Here is a 20,425-nt window from a genome sequence, read left to right on the forward strand (position 1 = left end):
TGTAACCCTCCAATACTCGGTGGGGGTATAAATTTTTGAAAAAAGAAGAATTATACGGTAGATGTATAATCACTTCTCAGCCGCTTTATACCCCCACACGGTGTAAGCGGAAGACGCTCTGTCATTGTTATTTAAGCAACTTCATAGCCTTGGTCTTCAATTGTTTCCTTAATTTGATTTAACGTTTCTTCGTTAACGAACTCCACTGTTACTTCATTGCCTGCAAGGTCGACTTTAACTGAAGAAACACCTTTTAGTTCACCAACGCTCGACTCGATTGAATTCACGCAATGACCGCAAGACATACCTTCTACTTTTAATACTTCTTTCATAATGAAAAACCTCCTGTTTTGTTGTTAGTTACAATATATTATACCCCATACCAGTATGTCAAGTAGAGTGCAGTACTTATTTTGTCATTGTTCTCATGACGCTCATAAGTTCCTCTATGGCTGCCTCTCCATCTTGCCCTTTTATGGCATTGACGACACAGTGATGTGTATGGTCTTCCAATAACGCTAAAGAAACCTTATTCATTGCAGATTGAATGGCGCTGATCTGATGTAGGACGTCTACACAATAACGATCATTTTCAATCATTTGATGGACACCCCTCACTTGTCCTTCAATTTTTTTTAATCGATTTAACAATTGCTGCTTATTCGGCTGGACAGTTTTCTTTGTCGATTCAGACATATGATCACTCCTTAGAGTTTATTTGTACCCCATACCCCTATAATAGCATCTGTAATTAGGAAGAGCAATGATCTTGTCTCGACAGTGTAACATGCTACATAGCCAGCAATTTCTTCTTTTCTTTCGAAGCCAATCAATACTTTTGGTTTGCTTCTCAATCCTAGAAATGATTTTTCCTTGAATACTGGCAGCATGTACCTGTGCAAAAAACTAATATGAAGGTTCGAACATTAATGTTTATTAAAATAGTTGAAAATTTTTTCACACATCATTCACTGACAGGGAGAATAATCTGGATCTGGGATGTTTTAGAGCTTGAGCATTGCAAACGGAACCTTGTCATTGTATGCTATATATAAGATTTGCATATAATAAAAAGACCGCCGTTTTACGAGATCGGTCGGTCAATGCAATAGGTAGATCCCTTAGGGGGGTCGGCTGTTAATGGAGAGATAACCCATCGGAGCGCTAACTCAAAGATGGGTTATTTGTTTTTATTATTAAATGACAGAATTATCACGATTCACGTTACAAAAGCAATGCAAATACCCCATCTTTGAGGCTCTAACTCAAAGATGGGGTGTTTGTGTTCCGAGCATGATATTTTCCAGCCATTCGAATTAGATTTCACCAAGGGAGAGAGGTGACGGAAAACTCTCTGGCCGCTCTGTAAGCGGCCAAACACAAATAAACGCCGCTCATCAACTTGCATGATGAGTGACGTTTATAATTCTGAGATAAAATGACCTGCTGCTTATGAATATTCTTCACTGTCAAGGCATCTCTTATTTCTTTTTAACAATCCCCTGCTCTATCGCCAATACTTTGGCAACTTTTGGAGCATACCAGATCACCGGCAGCAGCAGAATCGATACCGGCACAGCCGCAATGACGACAAACGACTGCAAGGCGCCGATTCCGCCTCCGCCTATTTTAATCAGGATAGCAGCGACAGCAGACATCATGAGTGTCCAAAACAAGCGGATTGTTTTGGGCGGGTTATCGTCCCCTGTGACTGCCATCGAAATAGAATACGACATCGAATCGACTGTCGTCACCACAAATAAAGTGGTCAGAATTAAGAATATGGAAGGCATAATAGCACCAAGCGGCATTTGTTCCGCGATCGCGATAATCGCGCTAGGCAGTCCGCCCTCGGCCAATGGCCCGCTCACAGAACCTTCATTATTCAATTCATAGAAAATCCCTGAACCCCCGAGTATCGTAAACCAGAGATTCGCTGCAACTGGCGCCAAAATCGCGACGACAACAAAGATTTCCCGGATTTTCCGTCCGTTTGAAATTCTGGCTACAAACAAAGCGACCAACGGACCGAATCCGATAAACCAGCCGAAGAAAAATAATAGCCAGGCGCCGAGCCAGGCGTTATCTCCACGATACGTGCTGATATTGATGAATTCACTAATATACGTCCCGTAAGATGTGAGGAACGATTTGACGATAAATACGCCGGGACCCAGCAGCAGTAAAAATACCGCGATGACCGCTACCATATTCACATTCAGTTTACTTAGAAATTGAATCCCTTTTTCTATTCCCGTTAATGTCGAGACAAGCACTACCCCTGTAAGAATAAGGATAATGATAAGCTGAGTTGAAAATGTATCCGAAATTCCGAAAATCGAATTAACTCCATAACTCACTTGCAGGCCAAGGAAACCAATTGGACCGATCGTTCCTGCCGCAGCACCGATGATGCAAAATATATCAGCAGCCGTTCCCCATTTGCTCGTTAAAATTCGCTCTTTCAAAATCGGATACAAAAGAGTTCTCGGCTTCAGCGGCATACCTTTGTGATTATGTGCGTAAATCAGGATAATAGCGCTGACTGCCCCGTACACTGACCATGCTGTAAAACCCCAAGACATATAACTTTGGGCCAGCGCCGGCCCAATTGCCGCTTCCGTTCCACCTGCAATCCCTTTATGCATGGGCGGGACGTCAAGAAAATAATACATCGGCTCGGCCGCCGCCCAAAAGACACCGCCCGCTCCGAGACCTGTTGTCAAAATGACAGCGACCCATTTGAAATAGCTCATTTCAGGTTTCAACGCATCGCCTAAACGAACCCTGCCATATTTCGACACAGCCAAAACTGCTCCCACCGCAAACGTAGCCAGCATCAGAAACTGCCAATACGCACCGAAGTAGCGGATGGATAGATCAAATCCCTTGTTCACAAAATTACTGACCGCTTCCACTTTAATGAATGAAAACAGTACAAATGCCACCAGCACCCCACCGCTGCCTATAAATACAGGCCAATCAACCTTTTCCCTAATAAAATGCCAATAATTTTTCGTCATTATTTCCTCCTAAGTTTTCCGTTACCGCAGCTACAGCTAAAAATTGTATCAACTAAACTTACCCCTAAAATAAAAAAAGTAACCATCCTGCCGTTTCAACCACTCTCGCAGGATGACTACTTTTAAATTAACGATTTTATACAGCAACCGTCTGAACTTCCATATATAAACCCGCTGCATGGACTGGGTGTTGGAGATAGACGTACAGTCTACCATACTTCATCCAGGAATACTCGCAAAGTGCCTGGTAGTTTTTTGGAACTGACTATTTGGAATTAATAGATTGGGATGTGAGGGGATACGTTGTTTGGTGCGAGCGCATGGCAGTTTGGCGCGGCGGGGCATAGTCATGGCGCGACACTGCAACGCAATAGAGATTGAATCGGCGGCGGATGCTCTTTTAACATACAGACTGTACTTTCTGCTTCTATTGTAATAACCGTCCTAAAATATCAAGCACCTTTGTATGACTTTGAAATCCTGCTAAGTTGCCGAACTTAAAATCCTTCGCTGCCCTTGCACCAAATTCTGAGATTCAATCTCTTTGTCCATTACTGGCAGCAACCGTTTCATACATAGTAAAATCAATCGGGACATATCCCGGTGCCTGACGTTTCAGATTATTAGCAGCTCTGTCGTAGTCAAATGTTAACACGGCATGTTCTTTTAACGAGATCTCTCCTGCCTCATATAAAGCATTGGATAATTCAATAATTTCTCCGAATGTAGCTTGTCTAACATCGTATTTACCTGCAAGCTCTCTATAAAGAGCAGCAGAATCCTCTGGTTCAGCATATTCTCCTGTATCTCCGACAAGAAATGCAGATCCCTCTGCTTCTTCCGGCTGCAGGCCAGTATGCTTCGTATAATGAGAGGTTAATTGAGGAGCAATTGAATTCAGTTTCATCATCCACCACTTTCCGCCAAATCATCTGACATTTTATTGATCGACTGTAACTTCAGATTCCTGTTTTATACTTGGATAGACTAGTTTCTGTTTCCCAAGTGGACATATTGGGTTTTTTCCCTTTTGAATGATCCGAAAACACTTCAAGTTGTTTCATTAGCAGATCATGAGCTAGATCAACCGGATCTCCCGACTCGTTTTCCACCGTGCCATCGGGATTTTCCTTTTGTTTTGTCTCCATAACAAGTATTTTATCCCCATTTGCTTTTACCACGTACTTACGTATATAGCCGCCTTCATTTCTCACTTCGAATCTCGGTTTCCCACTCGTCTTTTTCTCCTCTTCATCCAAAAAGAGATGGGAGATACCTTCATTTTGTTCTTTGTCATGTTTCCTACCCACATACCCCAGATTATTTGAACCAAGACTGGATTGAATCCTCATCATTTCCCCTCCTGCCATTTTTATCATTACATCTAGTATCGGCTGCTATGAAGAAGATTTGAGAATATTCGACAATCCTTATAAAATCCTTATAATTGACTTATATACTCCTCTAATAAAGGAGGAGATCGAAATGAATGATTGGCAGATTGAAACGATAAATTTAACAAAAGTATATAAAGGTCACAAAGTTATCGATAAAGTTTCCATGCAGGTTGAAGTTGGTTCCATCTATGGACTATTAGGACCGAATGGGGCCGGAAAATCAACAATAATGAAAATGTTGGCAGGCTTGGTTCGCCTGACTTCAGGGGAAGTTCTTTATCAAGGAAGACCGTGGAATAGAGAGGATATCACCAATATTGGAGCGCTAATTGAAAGTCCCGCCATCTATCCCAATTTAACAGCCCATGAAAATCTAGAGGTGTATCGCTTAATGTATAACATTTCGGATCCTCAATGTATCCCGAACGTACTGGAAACCGTTCGATTGACCGATACAGGAAACAAAGTAGCGAAGAAGTTTTCATTGGGGATGAAGCAGCGACTTGGTTTGGCAATTGCCTTACTGAAAAATCCTAAACTTCTTATACTTGACGAGCCTACCAATGGTTTAGACCCTGTAGGAATGGAGGAGTTTAGAGAAATGATTCGAACATTCCCACAGAAAGGGATCACCGTCATCCTCTCTTCCCATATCCTTTCAGAAGTCCAGCAAGTTGCTACCCACATCGCTATCCTTCATCATGGGCAATTGCAATATGAAGCTCCGATTGTACGGGGAGAAGATTTGGAACGCAAGTTTAGGGAAATTATCCTCTCAGGAGGGCCGCAACATGTATAATACACTTAAATTGGAAGCGGTAAAAACCAAGCGAACATCTGTTAGTAAACTATGGATTGCTATCGTGCTATTCGCCGTCATTGTTTCAGCTGTTCTGGCACCTGGTTTTCTTGTTCAAAACTCGCTCAATTGGTGGTACACCTTGTTATATCCGTTGGTAACAGCCCTGATTTGCTCAACAATATTTGGAAAACTGGATAAAGACCAAAACTTTCAAACACTATTCCTTAGTAGGACGTACGTCGGCAAATTTTTTACGGCAAAGTGCATGATTACAGCAGGATATCTCCTTCTTGCCTCTGTATTCTACTGTTTATTATTACTCGTGTTGACATGGTTTTTTCCTTCAGAGTTTGACTGGCTGTCTATAATTTCAGCAGTCTTTGTAACTTGGCTAGGCTATTTATTTTTAATTCCATTATGCGGAATGCTCATGCTTTATTTTCCATCGCTTTTAGTTACTGTATGTATTGTTGTGGCTACGGAAGCGATGCAGATTTTTTATGACCAATTTACATTATGGCAAATAAACCCGTTCATAACTCCTGCAATGCTTATGACAACGATTATTAATACGTTGCCAAATGGTCTTCTGAATAATGGGGTTTTAATTCCTATTCCCATACAGCCAATGGTAGTATCATTGGTGATTTCTATTGTTTATTTGTTTGTCATGATAGGAATGGGAAGAAGTTTATTGCAAAGGAAGGCCGAACGATGAAGCGGGCGTTGCAAATCTGGAAAGCCGAACAGGTAAAATGCAGGCGGACGGCCGCCACATGGGTACATATCTTGGTACCGATAATCATTTCCCTTCTCTTCCTTTGGTATTATCATTCCTCTCCAACTGGTTTGGAGGCAAAATGGGAAACTTTTATACAAGTACTGGCGATTGGATTTCCATTCATGATATCTATAATTAAAGGTCTATTTCCCATCAAACCTTTCAATTATGCGTGGACAGCCATTTTTAATAAACGATTAGCGTATGCTTTCATATTTTCCATCTCCAAATATATCTGCAATCATGCGAGGAAATCTTTAGTCAAATTAAGAGTTGCTTGATAAAGTGCCGTACTTGTATTGATTACACTTTGTACCAATAGATAAGTAGCCACCCTCCCACTACCGACCAAGTAGGCAAGGTGATTACTTATATAGGATTAATACTATTCCTGTCAGCTAGACCGTGAACTGTCATCTCTTCGCTCATTAATATAACGAACGCCAAAGAAAGTGGGTTCCTTCAAGTAATTCGTAAAGAACTCTTCCGGTAACCCCAATATTTTCGCAATTAACTTTTCATTGTAATTTGTAGTATTAATAAGATCTTCTAAAGATATGATTTCCTTTTCGAATAAAAACTGCAAAGAACTTCTGACTTTACCGGGTCTAATGATTTTTATCTTTTCATCCAATGGTTCTAACTGCGTATAGTTTTGACGATGTAACGAAGCATAGAAATATCTGTATTGTTCATATGTCAGATACCCTAACTTACGTGCATAATAGACCATGGCCACGATAGATACCATCCATTTTTCTTTGAGATCGATATAAGCGTCTGGATTAGATACCTTTTGAATTTGTTTAATATCCTCGCTAAATTCTTTTTTAGGCAGTAAGAAATAAGAGGCAAAATCATGTGCTTCTGCTTCGACTAATTTATATTCAGACTTTGTTAACTCACTAAAATCCATTTTATAGTGCAGTAACAGATGACCCAATTCGTGGGCAAGATCAAAGTTTCTTCTCACTGATGATTTCATCGCAGTTCCCAAAATGAGAATTGGTTTATCCTTTTTACTCCATGCGCTATAAGCATCAATATCTTTACCTAAACACTTCTCAAGAATAAATACGCCATTTTTCTCTAGAGCAAACATAAGCCTTTGATTGTCATTACCAAGTTGCAATTCTTTCCTGGCATATTCAGCTATATGCTGAATAATTTCCGTTCTATCCAATTGTTCGTTCATCTCTGCCATGAATCGGATACAATAATTCCGAATCTTGACCAGTTTATTTTTAGGATATGCGATATACCCTTCCAATAGATTAATGAACCCTTCAACGAATTCCAAATGTGTGGTCTCATATCTCGTTTTAATAACACTGTTTATCTCCTTGGATCGATAGGCTAATACACTTGAAGAAAAATCAGTTGTATAAGAGTTTTCTTCAAAAAAATACTTCGTTTTCACATTGAATACTTCTTTAAATTTATTCACAACTTCCAGACTAGGCCCATTATAATTATTCTCATATTGCCATATCGATTGTTCGCTAACATTAGCAAGTTTTGCTAGTTCATTTCGAGAATATCCGTGAAGTAATCGAATGTCGGTTAACTTTTTCCCAACAAACATAATATATCCTCTTTTCTACTGAAATTTATGCATCTTCTTCTTTTTCATCTTCAATCGTAGTAAAATCAAATTCAGTTGTGGTACCTGAGTATTCTTCGTCGGGGATATGTACAAGTTCCCGAATAGCATCTAGATTTACATGATCACCCGTCTCATTTAGGCATTCTGTTAATGTGTCAATTTTAACCATTTCTACTTTACTATCCTTCTTAAATTCAGGCATCCACAAGTCTATATCCATCAGCATTCTACTAACTGGATCAATCGTATATGTTAGAATATAAAAACGTTTATACTGTTTTTTCAACTCTTCAATATCTTCAGACTCTGCCATTACCGGCTGCATTTCCAATTCTAGAAATTGAAGAATTCCTTGCGTCGATCCTCTGACTTCATCAAAATCAATTTCCGCATTGATTTTGGACCTTTCTATCAAATAATTTTCCGAATTAGATATATCTAATTCGGGACGTGTAGATTTCCCTCTTATAATATTGGCATTTTTAATAATAATTAAGTGCTTTTTCTTTGATTCTGTGAAACTCAAGTATTCCCATGTGTAGCCAGCTTTCTCCTTTTTGAAATTCATCCCTATTTCTTTAAGTTCTCTTGCAACTCGATCTTCAATATGATTACCCTTCACCCAAGCATAAGCGCCACTAACTAGTAATTCATTTCGCTTTTGTCTTCTTACTTCAGCATAGTCACTATAGCCATGTTCGATTCCTTTTACTAACCGGAAATTAAGCTCTTTATCAAATTTATAATCACTCATGCCAATACCCCATTCCCCCAATTTTATTAGCAACCTTCCCTCTATCATAGACTTTTATCAAAGAAAGTCCACAATTTAAAGAGATTTTTTAAAGTGTTTTGCAAGATAGTGTATTTTTTTGTATTAATCCCGATTCTCGCAAACAATAATATGATAAACGTTGATCGAACTTCTTGAAAGTGCATTCAAACAGACAAATAACAAACTAAAAAAGCTAATCCACAGTCAACGTGGACAATGATGCTCCGGTTTGCCAAGTTATATCAGGGCTTATTTGCCGATTTCACTGTGTGAAAGTGGAATTAGTAATAAACAACCTACAACGAATCAACCGCTAATCCAACGATATACGTTTGATTGTCCGGTTGAAAAACTTAGACCAAAACCTGTTTCAAAAACTTCCCCGTATAAGATTCTGGAACTTCGGCTACCTGCTCTGGTGTTCCTTCAGCTACAAGCTCACCACCTGACGTGCCGCCTTCTGGTCCAATATCAATCACCCAGTCGGATTCCACCATTAGTTCGAGGCTGTGTTCGACAACAATCACAGTATTGCCCGTATCGACTAGCTTATTTAGTAAGATTTGTAGCCGTTTCATGTCGGATGGATGGAGACCTGCTGTTGGTTCATCTAACAGATAAAGCGTATGGTTTTTCGAAGGCTTACTTAGCTCTTTGGCTAGTCTAATTCGTTGTCCTTCGCCTCCAGAGACAGTTTTAAGTGATTGGCCCCATTGAAGGTAACCGAGCCCCACCTCACAGAGCATCTCAATAATGCCGGCAATTTTTTTCTCTTCCTTAAGTATCGGTAAACTTTCCTCCACCGATAAATTCAGCAAATCGGAGATAGAAAAGCCTTTATACTGCACCTGTAAGACTTCGTCCGTAAATCTTTTCCCTTTGCACTCATGACATTTCACTTCTAAATCAGGAAGGAAGTCCATATCTACGGACAGCACGCCTAAACCTTGACACGTCTCACAACGTCCACCTTTTGTGTTAAATGAGAAATGTTTCGCGGTCAATTTTCTTTCCTTCGCTTCCGGTAAATCTGCAAATAGTTTGCGAAGATGCGTAAATACTTCTGTATAAGTTGCGACGTTAGAACGCTGTGCTCTTCCCATTGGTGATTGATCAAATATAACGATATCGTCAATTTGCTCCAAACCCTTGATTTCCTTGCAACCTGTGTATTCATGCCCCTGCGGACTTCCTTGCGCAAGAATTTCAAATACGAGAGTAGATTTCCCTGAGCCAGAAACACCCGTTACGGACACGAGACAGCCAAGTGGAAAGGAAACAAAAGGGATATTGATATTGCGGATTCGTGCCTCTTGGATTTCAATATACTGCCCAATCCCTTTTCTACGAATTCGTGCGGGAGCGGGAAGGCTCTGTTCCCTCAAATAAGCGCCAGTTACCGAAAGCTCGCTGGACATCAGTTCTTCCAGGTTGCCTTCCCCCACAACAGTACCGCCATGCACCCCGGCACCCGGGCCGATATCGATAATATGATCGGCAGCACGCATCATCTCCACATCGTGTTCAATCACAAGCACTGTATTCCCTAAATCGCGCAGCTCTTGAAGCACTCGAATGAGACCGCCTGTATCTCGCGGATGAAGCCCCTTTGTTGGTTCATCCAAAATATAGAGAACGCCGGTTAAACCTGATCCAAGCAATGTTGCAAGGCGCAGTCGCTGCGCTTCTCCACCTGATAATGTCACCATCTGGCGATTGATCGAAAGATAACCAAGACCCACATCAATAATCCGTTTTAGCCGCGTCGGCATATCGTGAAGAATTGGTTCCAGCAGATGATGACCTTCAGACGGTAATGCCGCCTGGAGCCCTTTCGTCCATTCATACACAGCATCAAGCGACCATTCAGAAATATCGGTAATTGTTGCACCAGCCACCCGAACCAGACGAACCTCTTTCTTCAAGCGGGCACCCAAACAATCTGGGCAAAGCTCTTCATGAAAAAATTCACCGCCTTTTTCTTTAGAACTGCCTTCATTCTCCTTGTAACGCCGCCACAAACTAGGAATAACCCCTTCAAACTGTGTACCTTTGACCGGCTTCGTCTTTGGATAATGACGCTGGAACGCCTCACTTTCAACGCCGTAATATAATAAATCCCTTTGGACCTCACCGTAATCCCTCAAAGGCTGCCCCGGATCGAAATCAAAGCCATAATGCTTGGCCGTTGCCGTTAAAATACGCGTTTGAATATCGCGATGGACCCCTTTCAAAGAAGCAACACCACCGTCCTGTAAACTAAGTTCCGGATTGAATACCATTGCTTCATTTATACTCGCCACATTACCAAGCCCATTGCATGTTGCGCAGGCCCCCTCCGGCTTATTGAAAGAAAAGTGAACCATATCCAGTTTCTCAACCTGTTCCCCGCAATGCGGGCAGTCTATCGCCTGATAATCTAAAGCCTCATCTTCCTCTAGTAATCCATCTGCTTGTGCAAAAGAAGGCGGGATACTACCGCTGCAAGAAGGACAGGTCTGTTCTCCCAGCCTGGCAAATATAAAACGAACAAATGTATATATATCCGTCACCGTTCCAAGCGTTGAGCGTGGGTTACGATTGGTAATATGCTGTCCCACACTGATTGACGGCGATAGCCCCTCAATGAAATCGACTTTCGGCTTGTCGATCGCATCTGTTATCATCCCCATAGAGTCCATATACTGTCTCTGGCATTCTCGCTGCAATGTCTCCATAGCCAACGTCGATTTACCGGATCCCGACGGACCTGTTAAGACAACCAATTTGTATTTTGGAATTGTCAGTGAGATATTTTTCAAGTTATTTTCCCGTGCACCTTTGATAACAATAGTTTCTTTCACTAAAATGCCCCCTATAAATTAAGCCGTGATAATCGTGTGATGCTACAGTTTCCTCTCAGTTACGCTTCTTTGAACTTTTGCGCAAATGTCTTTATCCTATCCGCATGAATGCCTTTTAGTTGGTCCATATCTTCTTTAGGCGCAGCATAAGCCTTATAACCGCCAAATGATTCAATACATACAGCTGATTTCTGTAATTCGTCCGAAAAATTTTCGGCGATGATTTCTTCCGTTTTCTTTGGCTTTTCGTTACAAATAAAGTAACCCATTTTCTTTTTTAGCAATTCATCGTTATTCTTTTTAATAAAGTCGCGGATTGGTTTGTATATTTTTCCATCCCTTACGCCAGCGCCTAGAATAACGCAATCAAATTTCTCTATGTCGGGTTTTTCCGTTTCAATATCACAAATAACACAATGAGAAAGTTCTTTAGATAATAAGCTTGCACATTGAAATGTAGCTCCAGTTTTTGTAGCGTATAGCACTAATATATCCATTGTTATCCACCCTCTTTAATTAGAATTGACCTTTGTGATTACCTAGTTCACTTATATTACCCATTAAATAAACAAAGAAGAATTAAAAATTTTTTATTCTGTTTCCTCTAGATCCTCACCTGTTTCTCTTGCATTGCCCATCAGGTAAACAAAGAAGGCCGCAAGCCCAATTGGAATCAGAGCAAGGAGATAAATAAATGAAACTGAATGAGACATCGCAATCACAATCGTATTTAACACTTCAGTCGGGATTATCGCACGCACAGCTGGTTCAAAGATTTGTCTTATATCATCCGTCGCCGGGAAAGCTGCAAGCGCATCTGCTCCCAAACCTTTGAATCCTTCCGCCAGTTTGTCAGTCAATAGATTACTTTGTAGTGATCCAAAAACCGCAATCCCAATCGTCATCCCCAAAGTCCGCATGAATGAGTTTGTCGAGTTTGCCGTACCGCGGTATTGGTATTCTAACTTATGCAGAGAGGCCGTCGGTAACAATGTGAATGAGAAGCCCATTCCAAAACCAACAAGCACCATATAGACTGAAAGCATCGTCCGCGTTGTATCCGGATCAATCAGACCCAGCAGGAGCATGCCAGAAAAATACGAAATAATAGAAATCGTCATCAAGGTTCTAAAAGTTGTTTTTGTTAAGAAAACCCCGCCTGAAGCACTCCCCGCAACCGTTCCAAGCATCAGCGGCAACAGGACAAGCCCAGCGCCCAGCGCCGATACCCCATATACGGCCTGAATGAAAATAGGTAAGTAGACAATTAAAATGATGTAAGTTGCTCCATATAAAAATGCTAATATTTGTGCTGAAGCAAACAAACGGCGTTTAAACAAGAAAAAAGGTACAATCGGTTCTTCTGCTTTTATTTCTACAAAAACAAATGCAGTAAAGAAGACAGCAAAACTTACAATTAAAGAAATTATCATCGTGGAGTCCCAAGCATACTGCTTTCCGCCCAGTTCAAGCACAAACATCATGCTAACAACCGCAATGACTAACGTGATGGCTCCTGCCCAGTCAATCTTCTGCTTCATACGTGATAAAGATTCCTTGTAGTTTTTCAAAATGAGCGCAAGCACGACAATTCCAATAGGAACGTTAATGTAAAATACCCATTCCCAGCCTAGATAGTCTGTAATGAACGCACCAAGAAGGGGGCCGAAAACCCCGGCTATACCAAATACTGCGCCAAGAAGACCCAGCATTTTCCCACGCTTATCCGCCGGGAAAATATCATAGACAATCGTAAATGCGATAGGCATTAACGCACCTCCGCCAATTCCCTGAATGGCCCGGAATATGCTGAGCTGCTCAATGGAGCCTGCCAGACCGCACAGCATGGAACCACCCAAGAACATCGCCACGCCAAAGATAAATAGTTTTTTTCGGCCGTACATATCAGACATTTTACCAAAGAGCGGCATCCCTGCCATTGTGGCAACGATATAAGCGGATGTCACCCATGCAAACTTATCCAATCCACCAAGATCGGAAACAATCGTTCCCATAGCTGTCGCTACGATGGTGTTGTCAATCGCCGCCATGAACATCGCGAGCAATAACCCTATTAAGACCAGCTTTTCGTTACTTTTTGAAACTTCCATCCGTAAATCATCCTTTACAAATTATTATGGTCTTTGATACTATGAACTTGAATGATTAATAAGATCATCAAGTATCTTTCATAGAAAGTATCTTGATAATCAAGATAATACCATCATAAAAGGAGGGCTTTGTTTTGTCAACCCAACAAAGAAATCAGCTGGAGCATTTCACTTCAATTATGCGCGGACTCGGAACCCGAACAATTTTACATGAGCAAAACGTAGCTGCCTCTCTCGGGTTATACAATAATGATTTTATATCCCTAGATATCCTTCGCGAGGCTGGCCCTATCACTGCAGGGGAGCTAGCAAAAAAAACTGGCCTTACTACAGGCAGCATTACCGCGTTAGTCGATCGTCTTGAGAAATTCGGTTATGTTTATAGAGAAAATGATCCAACTGACCGTCGCAGGGTAATTATTGTTCCAGATTATGAATCGAAAGAAGAAGTCAGTAATTCATACCGTCCACTTCACAAGGCGATGCTTGAACTTGCTTCCTCTTACACGGAAGATGAACTTACGCTCATTACACAATTTATAGGTGAAGCAAGTACAATATTGGAAGAGCAAATTCAGCATCTGAGTAGTACTAGACGCAATAAATCATCTTCCTAAGTCTTACGTATATTTAAATTAAAATGGCCGGTATCTCCTTATGCGGACCTTTCCTTAAAGAGCTTTGTAAAAAGTCAGGCTACCTAACTCCTTGAGCATTCGGAGTAACGGTAGCCTGACTTTTTCTTTACCATGATTGAACGAATACTTTTGAATCGAATCCATTCAACTGTAAATTTCTTTTTCTTTAATTTCATGTATTTGGTATGATATATAAGCTTGTGGGAATTAGATACCTGTTCCTCACACAACTAAGCTCTTTTGATAAGTATGTACTTAAAGGCGCCATAGTATCAAAAAGTAGACTAGCCGTTAAATTTTAAAACCGAGAAACTACAAAGAAATATCTGTTTGTTGAAAGGTAGACTGATCAGTAGCCAAATCTTTCCCCTTTCTTCTACTTTATAAAAAGTCCCACTTGAAAAAAGTCCGTCCAGACGGTATTATTAAAAATACTAAATATATGGGGGAAATGAGACTATGGAATCCAAAGCAGAAAAAACAAAAAAGCTAATCGTAAATAGCGCCATTCAGTTCCTGCTTGAGCATGGTTTCGAAAAACTAACATTGGAAGCTGTGGCAAAAGAAGCCGGCGTCAGCAAAGGCGGCCTATTGTATCACTTTCCTAATAAAGACGCGTTATTACAAGAAATCGCGGAGGTTATTTTTAACGAGCTCCAGGAAAACTTTTATCAATTGGTGAAGGCAGATCCAAATGAAGAAGGAAAATGGACTCGGGCGTTTATTGAATCCTCACGGTTGGACTTAGTAAATTTAGCCGAACAAAACATAGGAAAGCTGGCACTGTCCTTGTTGAATAGAGAAGCCGGCAAAAATATTTCTGAAGTATATCGTTCCGTCCTCGTTAAATTAGAAGATGACGAAATCGATCCGATCACATCCACCATTATCCGGTTGGCGCTGGATGGACTCTATTATACGGAACTGCTGAATGTTGCCCCTGTAGGCAAAGAAATACAAGACAAAGTGTTTCAACGACTATTCCAAATGACAGAAACGGAGAAATAATATGAGTCTACTACTCCTGGGCACAGCCATCATAAGCGAAGTATTTGCATCTTCCATGCTGAAAGCTACAGACGGCTTTAAAAAAATCATCCCTACGCTTGGCGTAATAATTGGTTACATCATTGCTTTTTATACTCTTTCCGTGCTGCTGAAAACAATGCCGATCGGTGTCGCATACGCCATCTGGGCCGGAGTCGGGACTGCGCTTACCGCATTGGTCGGTATGTTCATCTATAAAGAGAAACTAAATAAGCCGAAGTTGGCAGGATTAGTTCTAATTATAGGCGGTGTCTTTTTAATCAACTTTACGTCAGCCATATAATTACACACATTTCGAATTGAGGAGTACGTTCAATGAAAGCCTATTTCATATTAACTCTGTCTATTTTGTTTGAAGTTTTTGCCACCACGATGCTAAAAGTATCCGAAGGGTTTACGGTGATTCTCCCTTCCATCGGATCGATTGTCGGGTACGCATTATCGTTTTATTTAATTGCCATTGCGCTCAAAACGCTTCCTTTAAGTTTTGCTTATGCGATATGGGCCGCGGCAGGTACTGCCATGACTGCAATAATCGGTATATTGATATGGGGCGAGTTATTTAGCGCAGCGAAGGTGGCTGGGCTATTATTGATCATTGGCGGCGTGGTCCTGCTCAATATTTCTGATCCTGCAGAGCCCGAGGAGCAGCCATCCATTTAGTTCTGTATAATTACGAAACGAGATCAGACGCACACTGAACATAAAATGCAAAAAATCATCCTCTTCACTCAGCCGAAGTGTGAAGAGGATGATTTAATTTTCGACTGGAATTTCCTGCGAAAGAGCATCCATTCTTTCTTCCAGCAGATTAGTAAATTCAGCTCGCTGTCCTTTTACATCAGAAAATTGTATAGGCTCGCCAAAAATAAGATAGGCATCCCGCTTACCGAACAATTCTTTCAAGCTATTCGGACCAACATATACTGCAGGTATAATGGGCACCTTTGAACGCATCGCAATAGTGATGGCTCCTTGTTTAAGGGCCGTTTGTTCCTCTATTCTGGTTCCACTTGGAAAGATCCCTACAATTTCACCTTGTGCCAGCAATCGAGAAGGAATCTTTAAAACACTTGGGCCTGGATTTGACCGGTCCACAGGAAATGCATTCAGTTTGCGTAAAAACCAGCCTACTAATTTATTCGCAAATAATTGTTTCTTTGCCATGAAATGAACTTTGTTTGGCAATAAAGTGATACCTAAATATAGCACATCCACCCAACCTGTATGTGTACAAGTGATAACATAAGCTCCATCTTTAGGAACATTCTGTTGACCATATACATGAATTTTCCCAAATATACGCAAGATACCTTTCAAAAAATATGCCACTATTTTATACAATTCGTCTTCCTCCGCAACATAACCGATACGATCATTATTCGATATGCCTGCTTCATTAGCTTTAAACAAGCTAGGGATTGATCTATATGTTAATCGCCAAATGCGAAAATTAATTCCAGCTCACATGCTAATTCTCCATCTACGGAGGCTACCCCTGTTCCTTTTCCAATCGACCCTTTTACTCGAGTAATTTCGACCTCCAAATGAAGTTGATCGCCTGGCTGAATTTGTTTTTTAAATCGACATTTATCTATTCCTGCTAACAGACCTAATCTCCCTTGATTTCCCTCTTTCGTAAGCATCACAATTGCACTTACCTGAGCTAATGCTTCCACAATCAACACACCCGGCATAACTGGGTAGCCCGGAAAGTGTCCAGTAAAAAAGTGTTCATTTGCTGTAACGTTTTTTATACCTACAGCTCTTTCACCTTCTTCTAGCTCCAAAATTCGATCTACTAAAAGGAATGGATAACGATGTCTACTAACCTCTTTAATAGCAGAAGAATCTATCAATAGTAAAACCTTCAGAACCATAATTTTTCGATGTAAGAATCAACATCTCACAAAGGGGTCGGTGGATTAATTTGCTCGTCAAGATTCATTTCTAACAGTTGTCCAGCATGAACCAATCCTGATCCGTAGCCATACATAAGAACTCGATCTCCATTTTTCACGTGCCCTTCCCGTACTCCCAAATCCAGAGCTAATGGGATAGAGGCAGCAGAAGTATTACCAAAGCGGACTAAACTATAAAGAGTCTTTTCAATGGGATATCCTAATTTTTCGCAAATGGGTTCTATCATTCGCAAATTGGCACTATGAGGAATAAACCAATCCACTTGATGCAGATCCGTCTGCGTTTTTTCTAAAATTTGTCGTATACTTTCTGGAATGTTCCGAACAACCCATCGGAAAACCTCTCTGCCATTCTGCACAAGACATTGCGTATCGATCAGCTCGATTCCGTTCACTTTATTCGACAATCCCGAACGATAGATATGCTGTGCCTTGCTGCCGTCACTACCCTGATGAAATCCAAGGAAACTATTTGATTGTTCATCTTTTTCCACTAACACTGCACCTGCTCCATCGCCAAATAAAACGCATGTATTTCGATCCGTGTAATCGGTGACTTTAGAAATGGTGTCTGCGCCGAGAACCAGGACCTTTTTATGCAGGCCCGAAGAAATAAAACTGTTTGCGGTATGTAAGGCATAAACAAACCCTGCACATGCAGCATTTAAATCTATAGCACCTGTTTGAGTAATATTTAATCGTTCTTGAATCATACTGGAAACGGATGGGAATGGAACATCAGGCGTGCACGTCGCCACAATAATCATATCTACATCTTCCACACTTTTATTATATCTATGCATTAAATCCTTCACAGCAGATATGCATAAATCACTGGTAAATTCATCAGGACGACTAATTCTACGTTCTTGAATACCTGTTCTTTGAACAATCCACTCATTATCGGCTTCTACCATTTCATTCAGTTCAGAATTCATCAATACTTTTTCAGGCACATAAGTCCCTATCGCTGTTATTCTGGCTCCGGACATTCTCATTCCACTCCAATTTGACTTAATGGTTAGTATTAGTACCTGGTGTCAATTATAACAACTAGTATTGTGTAAAATCAATTTATTTAAAAAACTGATCTTCTGAGAATTCAGCAGAAGGCCATGCATTCACTGGAGAACATCTTGCTACGGCTCTTCAAACTGCTAAATCCCATCTGAAAAATTCTAATGAACAGGAAATCAGTCTGAGGGCCGATTCGGAGAAAACTTCTTCGGCTATAATGGAAAGAAGCAGAACTACTTGGGAGGAGGTGATCACATTGGGGAAAGTAAACTTTTTTGGATTACTGGGCGTATTGTTTTTTAATCTGATCATCGTTTCAGGAATTGCAATTGCCGTTGCTGGATTGTTATTTTCATTTTGGACGGTTATTATTTCGTTTGTTCTATCACCTATTCTCTTGGCAGTTGTCAACCTGTTGAAACTGCAGGACTTTAATCTGATGCAAACCATTCTGAGTGTTGTTCTATTGATCGTTGGAATTGCGCTAGTCCCGCTGGCTATAAAGACTACACGTCTTGTAACTGAATGGTGCCTAAAATATATGGAGTTGAACAAAAGAGCCATTTACGCGAGATAAAACCAACATTTTTTGATAACCTAAAATCAAACCACACGTCAGTCCTATTTAACACAGCCCGGACATTCGATTATTTTATCGGATGCCGCGGCTGTGTTTAACTCTTTTCACATATACTAGAAAAACTAATGTTATAGTAAATGATAGTGAACACTCCCTGATCAATTAAAAGAAAATATAAGTATTATCACTATAAAGACACAGATTAGGATGATTGGAAACCGCCTTACTATAAAGAAAAGAGGTATCGCATATGCCCCCCAAAATAGTTAATAAAGCCAAGTCTATTTTACAAGGGATCGAATCTGATTTTGATCTAGGTTTTAATTGGAAAGACGAGTATTTCGATAACTATTATCGATGTTTTGACGACCCAGATGCCGAAGTAAGAAAATGGTCTCTTCTGATTTTTGCGGGAGGATTAGGAAGTTGGTCCTTGCAATCAGCTACTATCTTTTCGCCGGATGGAGAAGGGTGGAACGAAGACAAAGAATACATTTTTGAAGACTACGTTCAAGCGTTTCTTACTCATCGAGAAGCCATCAAAAAAGAGTTCCCGCTTTTGTATAATTATTTAGTATGGGTTTTACTTTACTTAGATAAAAGAAAACCTTTTGACTCGATTTTCACATCCTATATATCTTATCCGTCTTATATATCTCCTAACATAAAACTATTTCGTGAACTTAGACAAGTACTTAATTCATCGGGTATTGATGTCAATATACTTCCAAATAATCATCAAGCTATCATGAGAGAAGTAGGGCTGATACCTCTCTAAAAGTTAAGCATATAAAGAATTACACACTACAAAAAAAGGCTGTCCTCTTTAAATGAAACACTGATTGCATCAGCGACTGAAGTAATCTTATATCGATTAAACAAGTTTCTCCATGTATTGCGTAATAAAGGACAGGCAGCCGGTAAACAAAAAAAGCATGGAGAACCACCTTCCTCTTTTCATGCTCCCCCTGCTCTCTATTCAATCCTCTGCAAATGAGTATCCTTGAAACTCCGTTCGTATTTCAATCCGAATCCTAATGAACGGTCTAAGCAAATATGGGCGAGCCAAATGACGCCGGCCATCAATACATTGGGAAATTCATTGAGGACAGCCAGCAGGATCAGGAGTATGGGCAATGTGATGCTATGTCCCAGATTGTATATAGTAGAGCCCGTTTTTTTACTGAAAAGGTAGCCAATCATGAATATGTCTGGCACTAACAATAAAAAGACAAATAGAAGGATCGAATAATCCAGGTAGATGTAAAATGACAGACAGACTAAAAATCCGACAGCATATTCAAAGTGAATCCATTTACGAAGTGACATCCCGCTCATTCCCTTCGTCGATTTTCTGATACATTCCCTCCACCAAAGACTCGATCTTATGCTTATTTTCAGCGTACTTTCCTTGTTCCATTAAATTACGGGCTATTTGCAGTGCCTGAATCGCAGCGGAGAAAAACTCCACTCTTTTTTCCAAGTCAGAAATTTTATTTGTAAACATAGCAGTAGACATTTCATTGCAGTCATTAGAAATCGGGCTATTTTCCAATGACAGCAGCAATTTAATCTCCTGCAATGAAAATCCAAGCTGCTTGAGGACGATAATAAATTCCATGGCTCTTTCGCACATGCTGCCATATAATCGGTAACCATTCTCTTGCCGAATAGGATTCAACAGCCCCTCCTTCTCGTAATACCTGACTGTGTCATTCGTTAATTTGTATTTGGCAGCAAATTCTTTGATCAGCATATATATCCACCCCCTAAGAAAACTTTATCATTAGAGTGTACTCTAAGGTCAAGGGCCTATTTTGGATCATTGATTGCTGTTCCCTTCCCCAAAGATAGGTTAAAATAGTCAAGGCGAGGGAACTATG

General features: G+C 40.5%; 23 protein-coding genes. 8 read left to right on the forward strand and 15 right to left on the reverse strand.

The annotated features are described in order from the left end of the window. Positions 1–131: 131 nt before the first annotated feature. The 5 genes from copZ to NCCP2331_RS13000 all read right to left on the reverse strand — a co-directional run bounded on the left by copZ (position 132) and on the right by NCCP2331_RS13000 (position 4,378). Positions 132–332 carry a copper chaperone CopZ gene (gene copZ / locus NCCP2331_RS12980; protein ID WP_251671214.1) on the reverse strand — a complete coding sequence of 67 codons (201 nt, stop codon included), beginning with the start codon at positions 330–332 and terminating at the stop codon, positions 132–134. Between the two features lie 76 nt (positions 333–408). Continuing rightward, positions 409–696, reverse strand: a complete 288-nt coding sequence (locus tag NCCP2331_RS12985) for a metal-sensitive transcriptional regulator (RefSeq protein ID WP_153723326.1) — start codon at positions 694–696, stop codon at positions 409–411. A gap of 785 nt (positions 697–1,481) precedes the next feature. Continuing rightward, complete coding sequence (locus NCCP2331_RS12990) at positions 1,482–3,023, reverse strand: BCCT family transporter (protein ID WP_251671216.1); 1,542 nt, start codon at positions 3,021–3,023, stop codon at positions 1,482–1,484. A gap of 535 nt (positions 3,024–3,558) precedes the next feature. Continuing rightward, positions 3,559–3,933, reverse strand: a complete 375-nt coding sequence (locus NCCP2331_RS12995; protein WP_251671217.1) for a hypothetical protein — start codon at positions 3,931–3,933, stop codon at positions 3,559–3,561. Between the two features lie 49 nt (positions 3,934–3,982). Then, positions 3,983–4,378 carry a hypothetical protein gene (locus tag NCCP2331_RS13000; RefSeq protein WP_251671219.1) on the reverse strand — a complete coding sequence of 132 codons (396 nt, stop codon included), beginning with the start codon at positions 4,376–4,378 and terminating at the stop codon, positions 3,983–3,985. Between the two features lie 130 nt (positions 4,379–4,508). Between NCCP2331_RS13000 and NCCP2331_RS13005 the strand changes: the two genes are divergently transcribed. After that, on the forward strand, positions 4,509–5,219 hold the full coding sequence (locus tag NCCP2331_RS13005) for a lantibiotic protection ABC transporter ATP-binding subunit (protein ID WP_251671221.1): 711 nt from the start codon (positions 4,509–4,511) through the stop codon (positions 5,217–5,219). Further along, entirely contained in the window at positions 5,212–5,940 is a 729-nt protein-coding gene (locus NCCP2331_RS13010; RefSeq protein WP_251671223.1) for a lantibiotic immunity ABC transporter MutE/EpiE family permease subunit, read from the forward strand. The genes NCCP2331_RS13005 and NCCP2331_RS13010 overlap by 8 nt, the downstream gene beginning before the upstream one ends. Before the next feature lie 457 nt (positions 5,941–6,397). On the opposite strand, the gene NCCP2331_RS13015 is transcribed toward NCCP2331_RS13010, so the two are convergent. The 5 genes from NCCP2331_RS13015 to NCCP2331_RS13035 form a co-directional block, all read right to left on the reverse strand. After that, complete coding sequence (locus tag NCCP2331_RS13015; protein ID WP_251671225.1) at positions 6,398–7,588, reverse strand: spr1629 family repressor/antitoxin; 1,191 nt, start codon at positions 7,586–7,588, stop codon at positions 6,398–6,400. Positions 7,589–7,613: 25 nt separating this feature from the next. After that, the gene (locus NCCP2331_RS13020; RefSeq protein WP_251671227.1) at positions 7,614–8,363 is read right to left on the reverse strand and encodes a spr1630 family ClpXP-sensitive toxin; all 750 of its coding nucleotides are present in this window, start codon (positions 8,361–8,363) and stop codon (positions 7,614–7,616) included. Between the two features lie 374 nt (positions 8,364–8,737). Then, a complete protein-coding gene (gene uvrA, locus NCCP2331_RS13025; protein ID WP_251671229.1) occupies positions 8,738–11,227 on the reverse strand; it encodes an excinuclease ABC subunit UvrA in 2,490 nt (829 codons plus the stop codon). A gap of 59 nt (positions 11,228–11,286) precedes the next feature. Next, positions 11,287–11,724, reverse strand: a complete 438-nt coding sequence (locus NCCP2331_RS13030) for a flavodoxin domain-containing protein (protein ID WP_251671231.1) — start codon at positions 11,722–11,724, stop codon at positions 11,287–11,289. A gap of 93 nt (positions 11,725–11,817) precedes the next feature. Beyond that, entirely contained in the window at positions 11,818–13,338 is a 1,521-nt protein-coding gene (locus tag NCCP2331_RS13035) for an MDR family MFS transporter (protein WP_251671233.1), read from the reverse strand. Positions 13,339–13,472: 134 nt separating this feature from the next. On the opposite strand from NCCP2331_RS13035, the gene NCCP2331_RS13040 reads away from it, so the two are divergent. The 4 genes from NCCP2331_RS13040 (at position 13,473) to NCCP2331_RS13055 (ending at position 15,686) form a co-directional block, all read left to right on the forward strand. Then, positions 13,473–13,955: a MarR family winged helix-turn-helix transcriptional regulator gene (locus NCCP2331_RS13040; RefSeq protein WP_251671235.1), complete on the forward strand. Its 483-nt coding sequence runs from the start codon at positions 13,473–13,475 to the stop codon at positions 13,953–13,955. Between the two features lie 480 nt (positions 13,956–14,435). Then, positions 14,436–14,984 carry a TetR/AcrR family transcriptional regulator gene (locus tag NCCP2331_RS13045; RefSeq protein WP_251671236.1) on the forward strand — a complete coding sequence of 183 codons (549 nt, stop codon included), beginning with the start codon at positions 14,436–14,438 and terminating at the stop codon, positions 14,982–14,984. A 1-nt stretch (position 14,985) separates the two neighbouring features. Then, positions 14,986–15,306 (forward strand): DMT family transporter, encoded by a 321-nt coding sequence (locus tag NCCP2331_RS13050; RefSeq protein ID WP_153723312.1) that lies wholly within the window; start codon positions 14,986–14,988, stop codon positions 15,304–15,306. 32 nt (positions 15,307–15,338) lie between these two features. Further along, on the forward strand, positions 15,339–15,686 hold the full coding sequence (locus NCCP2331_RS13055) for a DMT family transporter (RefSeq protein WP_153723311.1): 348 nt from the start codon (positions 15,339–15,341) through the stop codon (positions 15,684–15,686). A 93-nt stretch (positions 15,687–15,779) separates the two neighbouring features. On the opposite strand, the gene NCCP2331_RS13060 is transcribed toward NCCP2331_RS13055, so the two are convergent. The 3 genes from NCCP2331_RS13060 to NCCP2331_RS13070 all read right to left on the reverse strand — a co-directional run bounded on the left by NCCP2331_RS13060 (position 15,780) and on the right by NCCP2331_RS13070 (position 17,937). Further along, positions 15,780–16,367: a lysophospholipid acyltransferase family protein gene (locus tag NCCP2331_RS13060; protein WP_251671237.1), complete on the reverse strand. Its 588-nt coding sequence runs from the start codon at positions 16,365–16,367 to the stop codon at positions 15,780–15,782. 89 nt (positions 16,368–16,456) lie between these two features. Next, complete coding sequence (gene fabZ / locus NCCP2331_RS13065) at positions 16,457–16,903, reverse strand: 3-hydroxyacyl-ACP dehydratase FabZ (protein ID WP_376776823.1); 447 nt, start codon at positions 16,901–16,903, stop codon at positions 16,457–16,459. A 26-nt stretch (positions 16,904–16,929) separates the two neighbouring features. Further along, positions 16,930–17,937 carry a ketoacyl-ACP synthase III gene (locus tag NCCP2331_RS13070; protein WP_251671239.1) on the reverse strand — a complete coding sequence of 336 codons (1,008 nt, stop codon included), beginning with the start codon at positions 17,935–17,937 and terminating at the stop codon, positions 16,930–16,932. A 281-nt stretch (positions 17,938–18,218) separates the two neighbouring features. Between NCCP2331_RS13070 and NCCP2331_RS13075 the strand changes: the two genes are divergently transcribed. Beyond that, positions 18,219–18,539 (forward strand): DUF1700 domain-containing protein, encoded by a 321-nt coding sequence (locus NCCP2331_RS13075; RefSeq protein ID WP_251671240.1) that lies wholly within the window; start codon positions 18,219–18,221, stop codon positions 18,537–18,539. Between the two features lie 253 nt (positions 18,540–18,792). Beyond that, entirely contained in the window at positions 18,793–19,320 is a 528-nt protein-coding gene (locus NCCP2331_RS13080) for a hypothetical protein (RefSeq protein ID WP_251671242.1), read from the forward strand. 197 nt (positions 19,321–19,517) lie between these two features. On the opposite strand, the gene NCCP2331_RS13085 is transcribed toward NCCP2331_RS13080, so the two are convergent. Continuing rightward, positions 19,518–19,871, reverse strand: a complete 354-nt coding sequence (locus NCCP2331_RS13085) for a DUF4260 family protein (RefSeq protein ID WP_251671244.1) — start codon at positions 19,869–19,871, stop codon at positions 19,518–19,520. Beyond that, positions 19,858–20,298: a MerR family transcriptional regulator gene (locus tag NCCP2331_RS13090; protein ID WP_251671246.1), complete on the reverse strand. Its 441-nt coding sequence runs from the start codon at positions 20,296–20,298 to the stop codon at positions 19,858–19,860. The genes NCCP2331_RS13085 and NCCP2331_RS13090 overlap by 14 nt, the downstream gene beginning before the upstream one ends. Between the last annotated feature and the right edge of the window lie 127 nt (positions 20,299–20,425).

The sequence above is a fragment of the Sporosarcina sp. NCCP-2331 genome, assembly GCF_023707945.1.
Lineage (GTDB): Bacteria > Bacillota > Bacilli > Bacillales_A > Planococcaceae > Sporosarcina > Sporosarcina cascadiensis.

Excerpts from the sequence above, each read along its gene's own strand:
- NCCP2331_RS13045 (WP_251671236.1), top strand. The coding sequence starts at position 14,436 with ATGGAATCCAAAGCAGAAAAAACAAAAAAGCTAATCGTAAATAGCGCC.
- NCCP2331_RS12990 (WP_251671216.1), bottom strand. The coding sequence starts at position 3,023 with ATGACGAAAAATTATTGGCATTTTATTAGGGAAAAGGTTGATTGGCCT.
- NCCP2331_RS12985 (WP_153723326.1), bottom strand. The coding sequence starts at position 696 with ATGTCTGAATCGACAAAGAAAACTGTCCAGCCGAATAAGCAGCAATTG.
- NCCP2331_RS13010 (WP_251671223.1), top strand. The coding sequence starts at position 5,212 with ATGTATAATACACTTAAATTGGAAGCGGTAAAAACCAAGCGAACATCT.
- NCCP2331_RS13090 (WP_251671246.1), bottom strand. The coding sequence starts at position 20,298 with ATGCTGATCAAAGAATTTGCTGCCAAATACAAATTAACGAATGACACA.
- copZ (WP_251671214.1), bottom strand. The coding sequence starts at position 332 with ATGAAAGAAGTATTAAAAGTAGAAGGTATGTCTTGCGGTCATTGCGTG.
- NCCP2331_RS12995 (WP_251671217.1), bottom strand. The coding sequence starts at position 3,933 with ATGATGAAACTGAATTCAATTGCTCCTCAATTAACCTCTCATTATACG.
- NCCP2331_RS13070 (WP_251671239.1), bottom strand. The coding sequence starts at position 17,937 with ATGTCCGGAGCCAGAATAACAGCGATAGGGACTTATGTGCCTGAAAAA.
- NCCP2331_RS13015 (WP_251671225.1), bottom strand. The coding sequence starts at position 7,588 with ATGTTTGTTGGGAAAAAGTTAACCGACATTCGATTACTTCACGGATAT.
- NCCP2331_RS13055 (WP_153723311.1), top strand. The coding sequence starts at position 15,339 with ATGAAAGCCTATTTCATATTAACTCTGTCTATTTTGTTTGAAGTTTTT.
- NCCP2331_RS13030 (WP_251671231.1), bottom strand. The coding sequence starts at position 11,724 with ATGGATATATTAGTGCTATACGCTACAAAAACTGGAGCTACATTTCAA.
- NCCP2331_RS13000 (WP_251671219.1), bottom strand. The coding sequence starts at position 4,378 with ATGATGAGGATTCAATCCAGTCTTGGTTCAAATAATCTGGGGTATGTG.
- NCCP2331_RS13035 (WP_251671233.1), bottom strand. The coding sequence starts at position 13,338 with ATGGAAGTTTCAAAAAGTAACGAAAAGCTGGTCTTAATAGGGTTATTG.
- NCCP2331_RS13020 (WP_251671227.1), bottom strand. The coding sequence starts at position 8,363 with ATGAGTGATTATAAATTTGATAAAGAGCTTAATTTCCGGTTAGTAAAA.
- NCCP2331_RS13080 (WP_251671242.1), top strand. The coding sequence starts at position 18,793 with ATGCCCCCCAAAATAGTTAATAAAGCCAAGTCTATTTTACAAGGGATC.
- NCCP2331_RS13050 (WP_153723312.1), top strand. The coding sequence starts at position 14,986 with ATGAGTCTACTACTCCTGGGCACAGCCATCATAAGCGAAGTATTTGCA.
- NCCP2331_RS13085 (WP_251671244.1), bottom strand. The coding sequence starts at position 19,871 with ATGTCACTTCGTAAATGGATTCACTTTGAATATGCTGTCGGATTTTTA.
- fabZ (WP_376776823.1), bottom strand. The coding sequence starts at position 16,903 with ATGGTTCTGAAGGTTTTACTATTGATAGATTCTTCTGCTATTAAAGAG.
- NCCP2331_RS13005 (WP_251671221.1), top strand. The coding sequence starts at position 4,509 with ATGAATGATTGGCAGATTGAAACGATAAATTTAACAAAAGTATATAAA.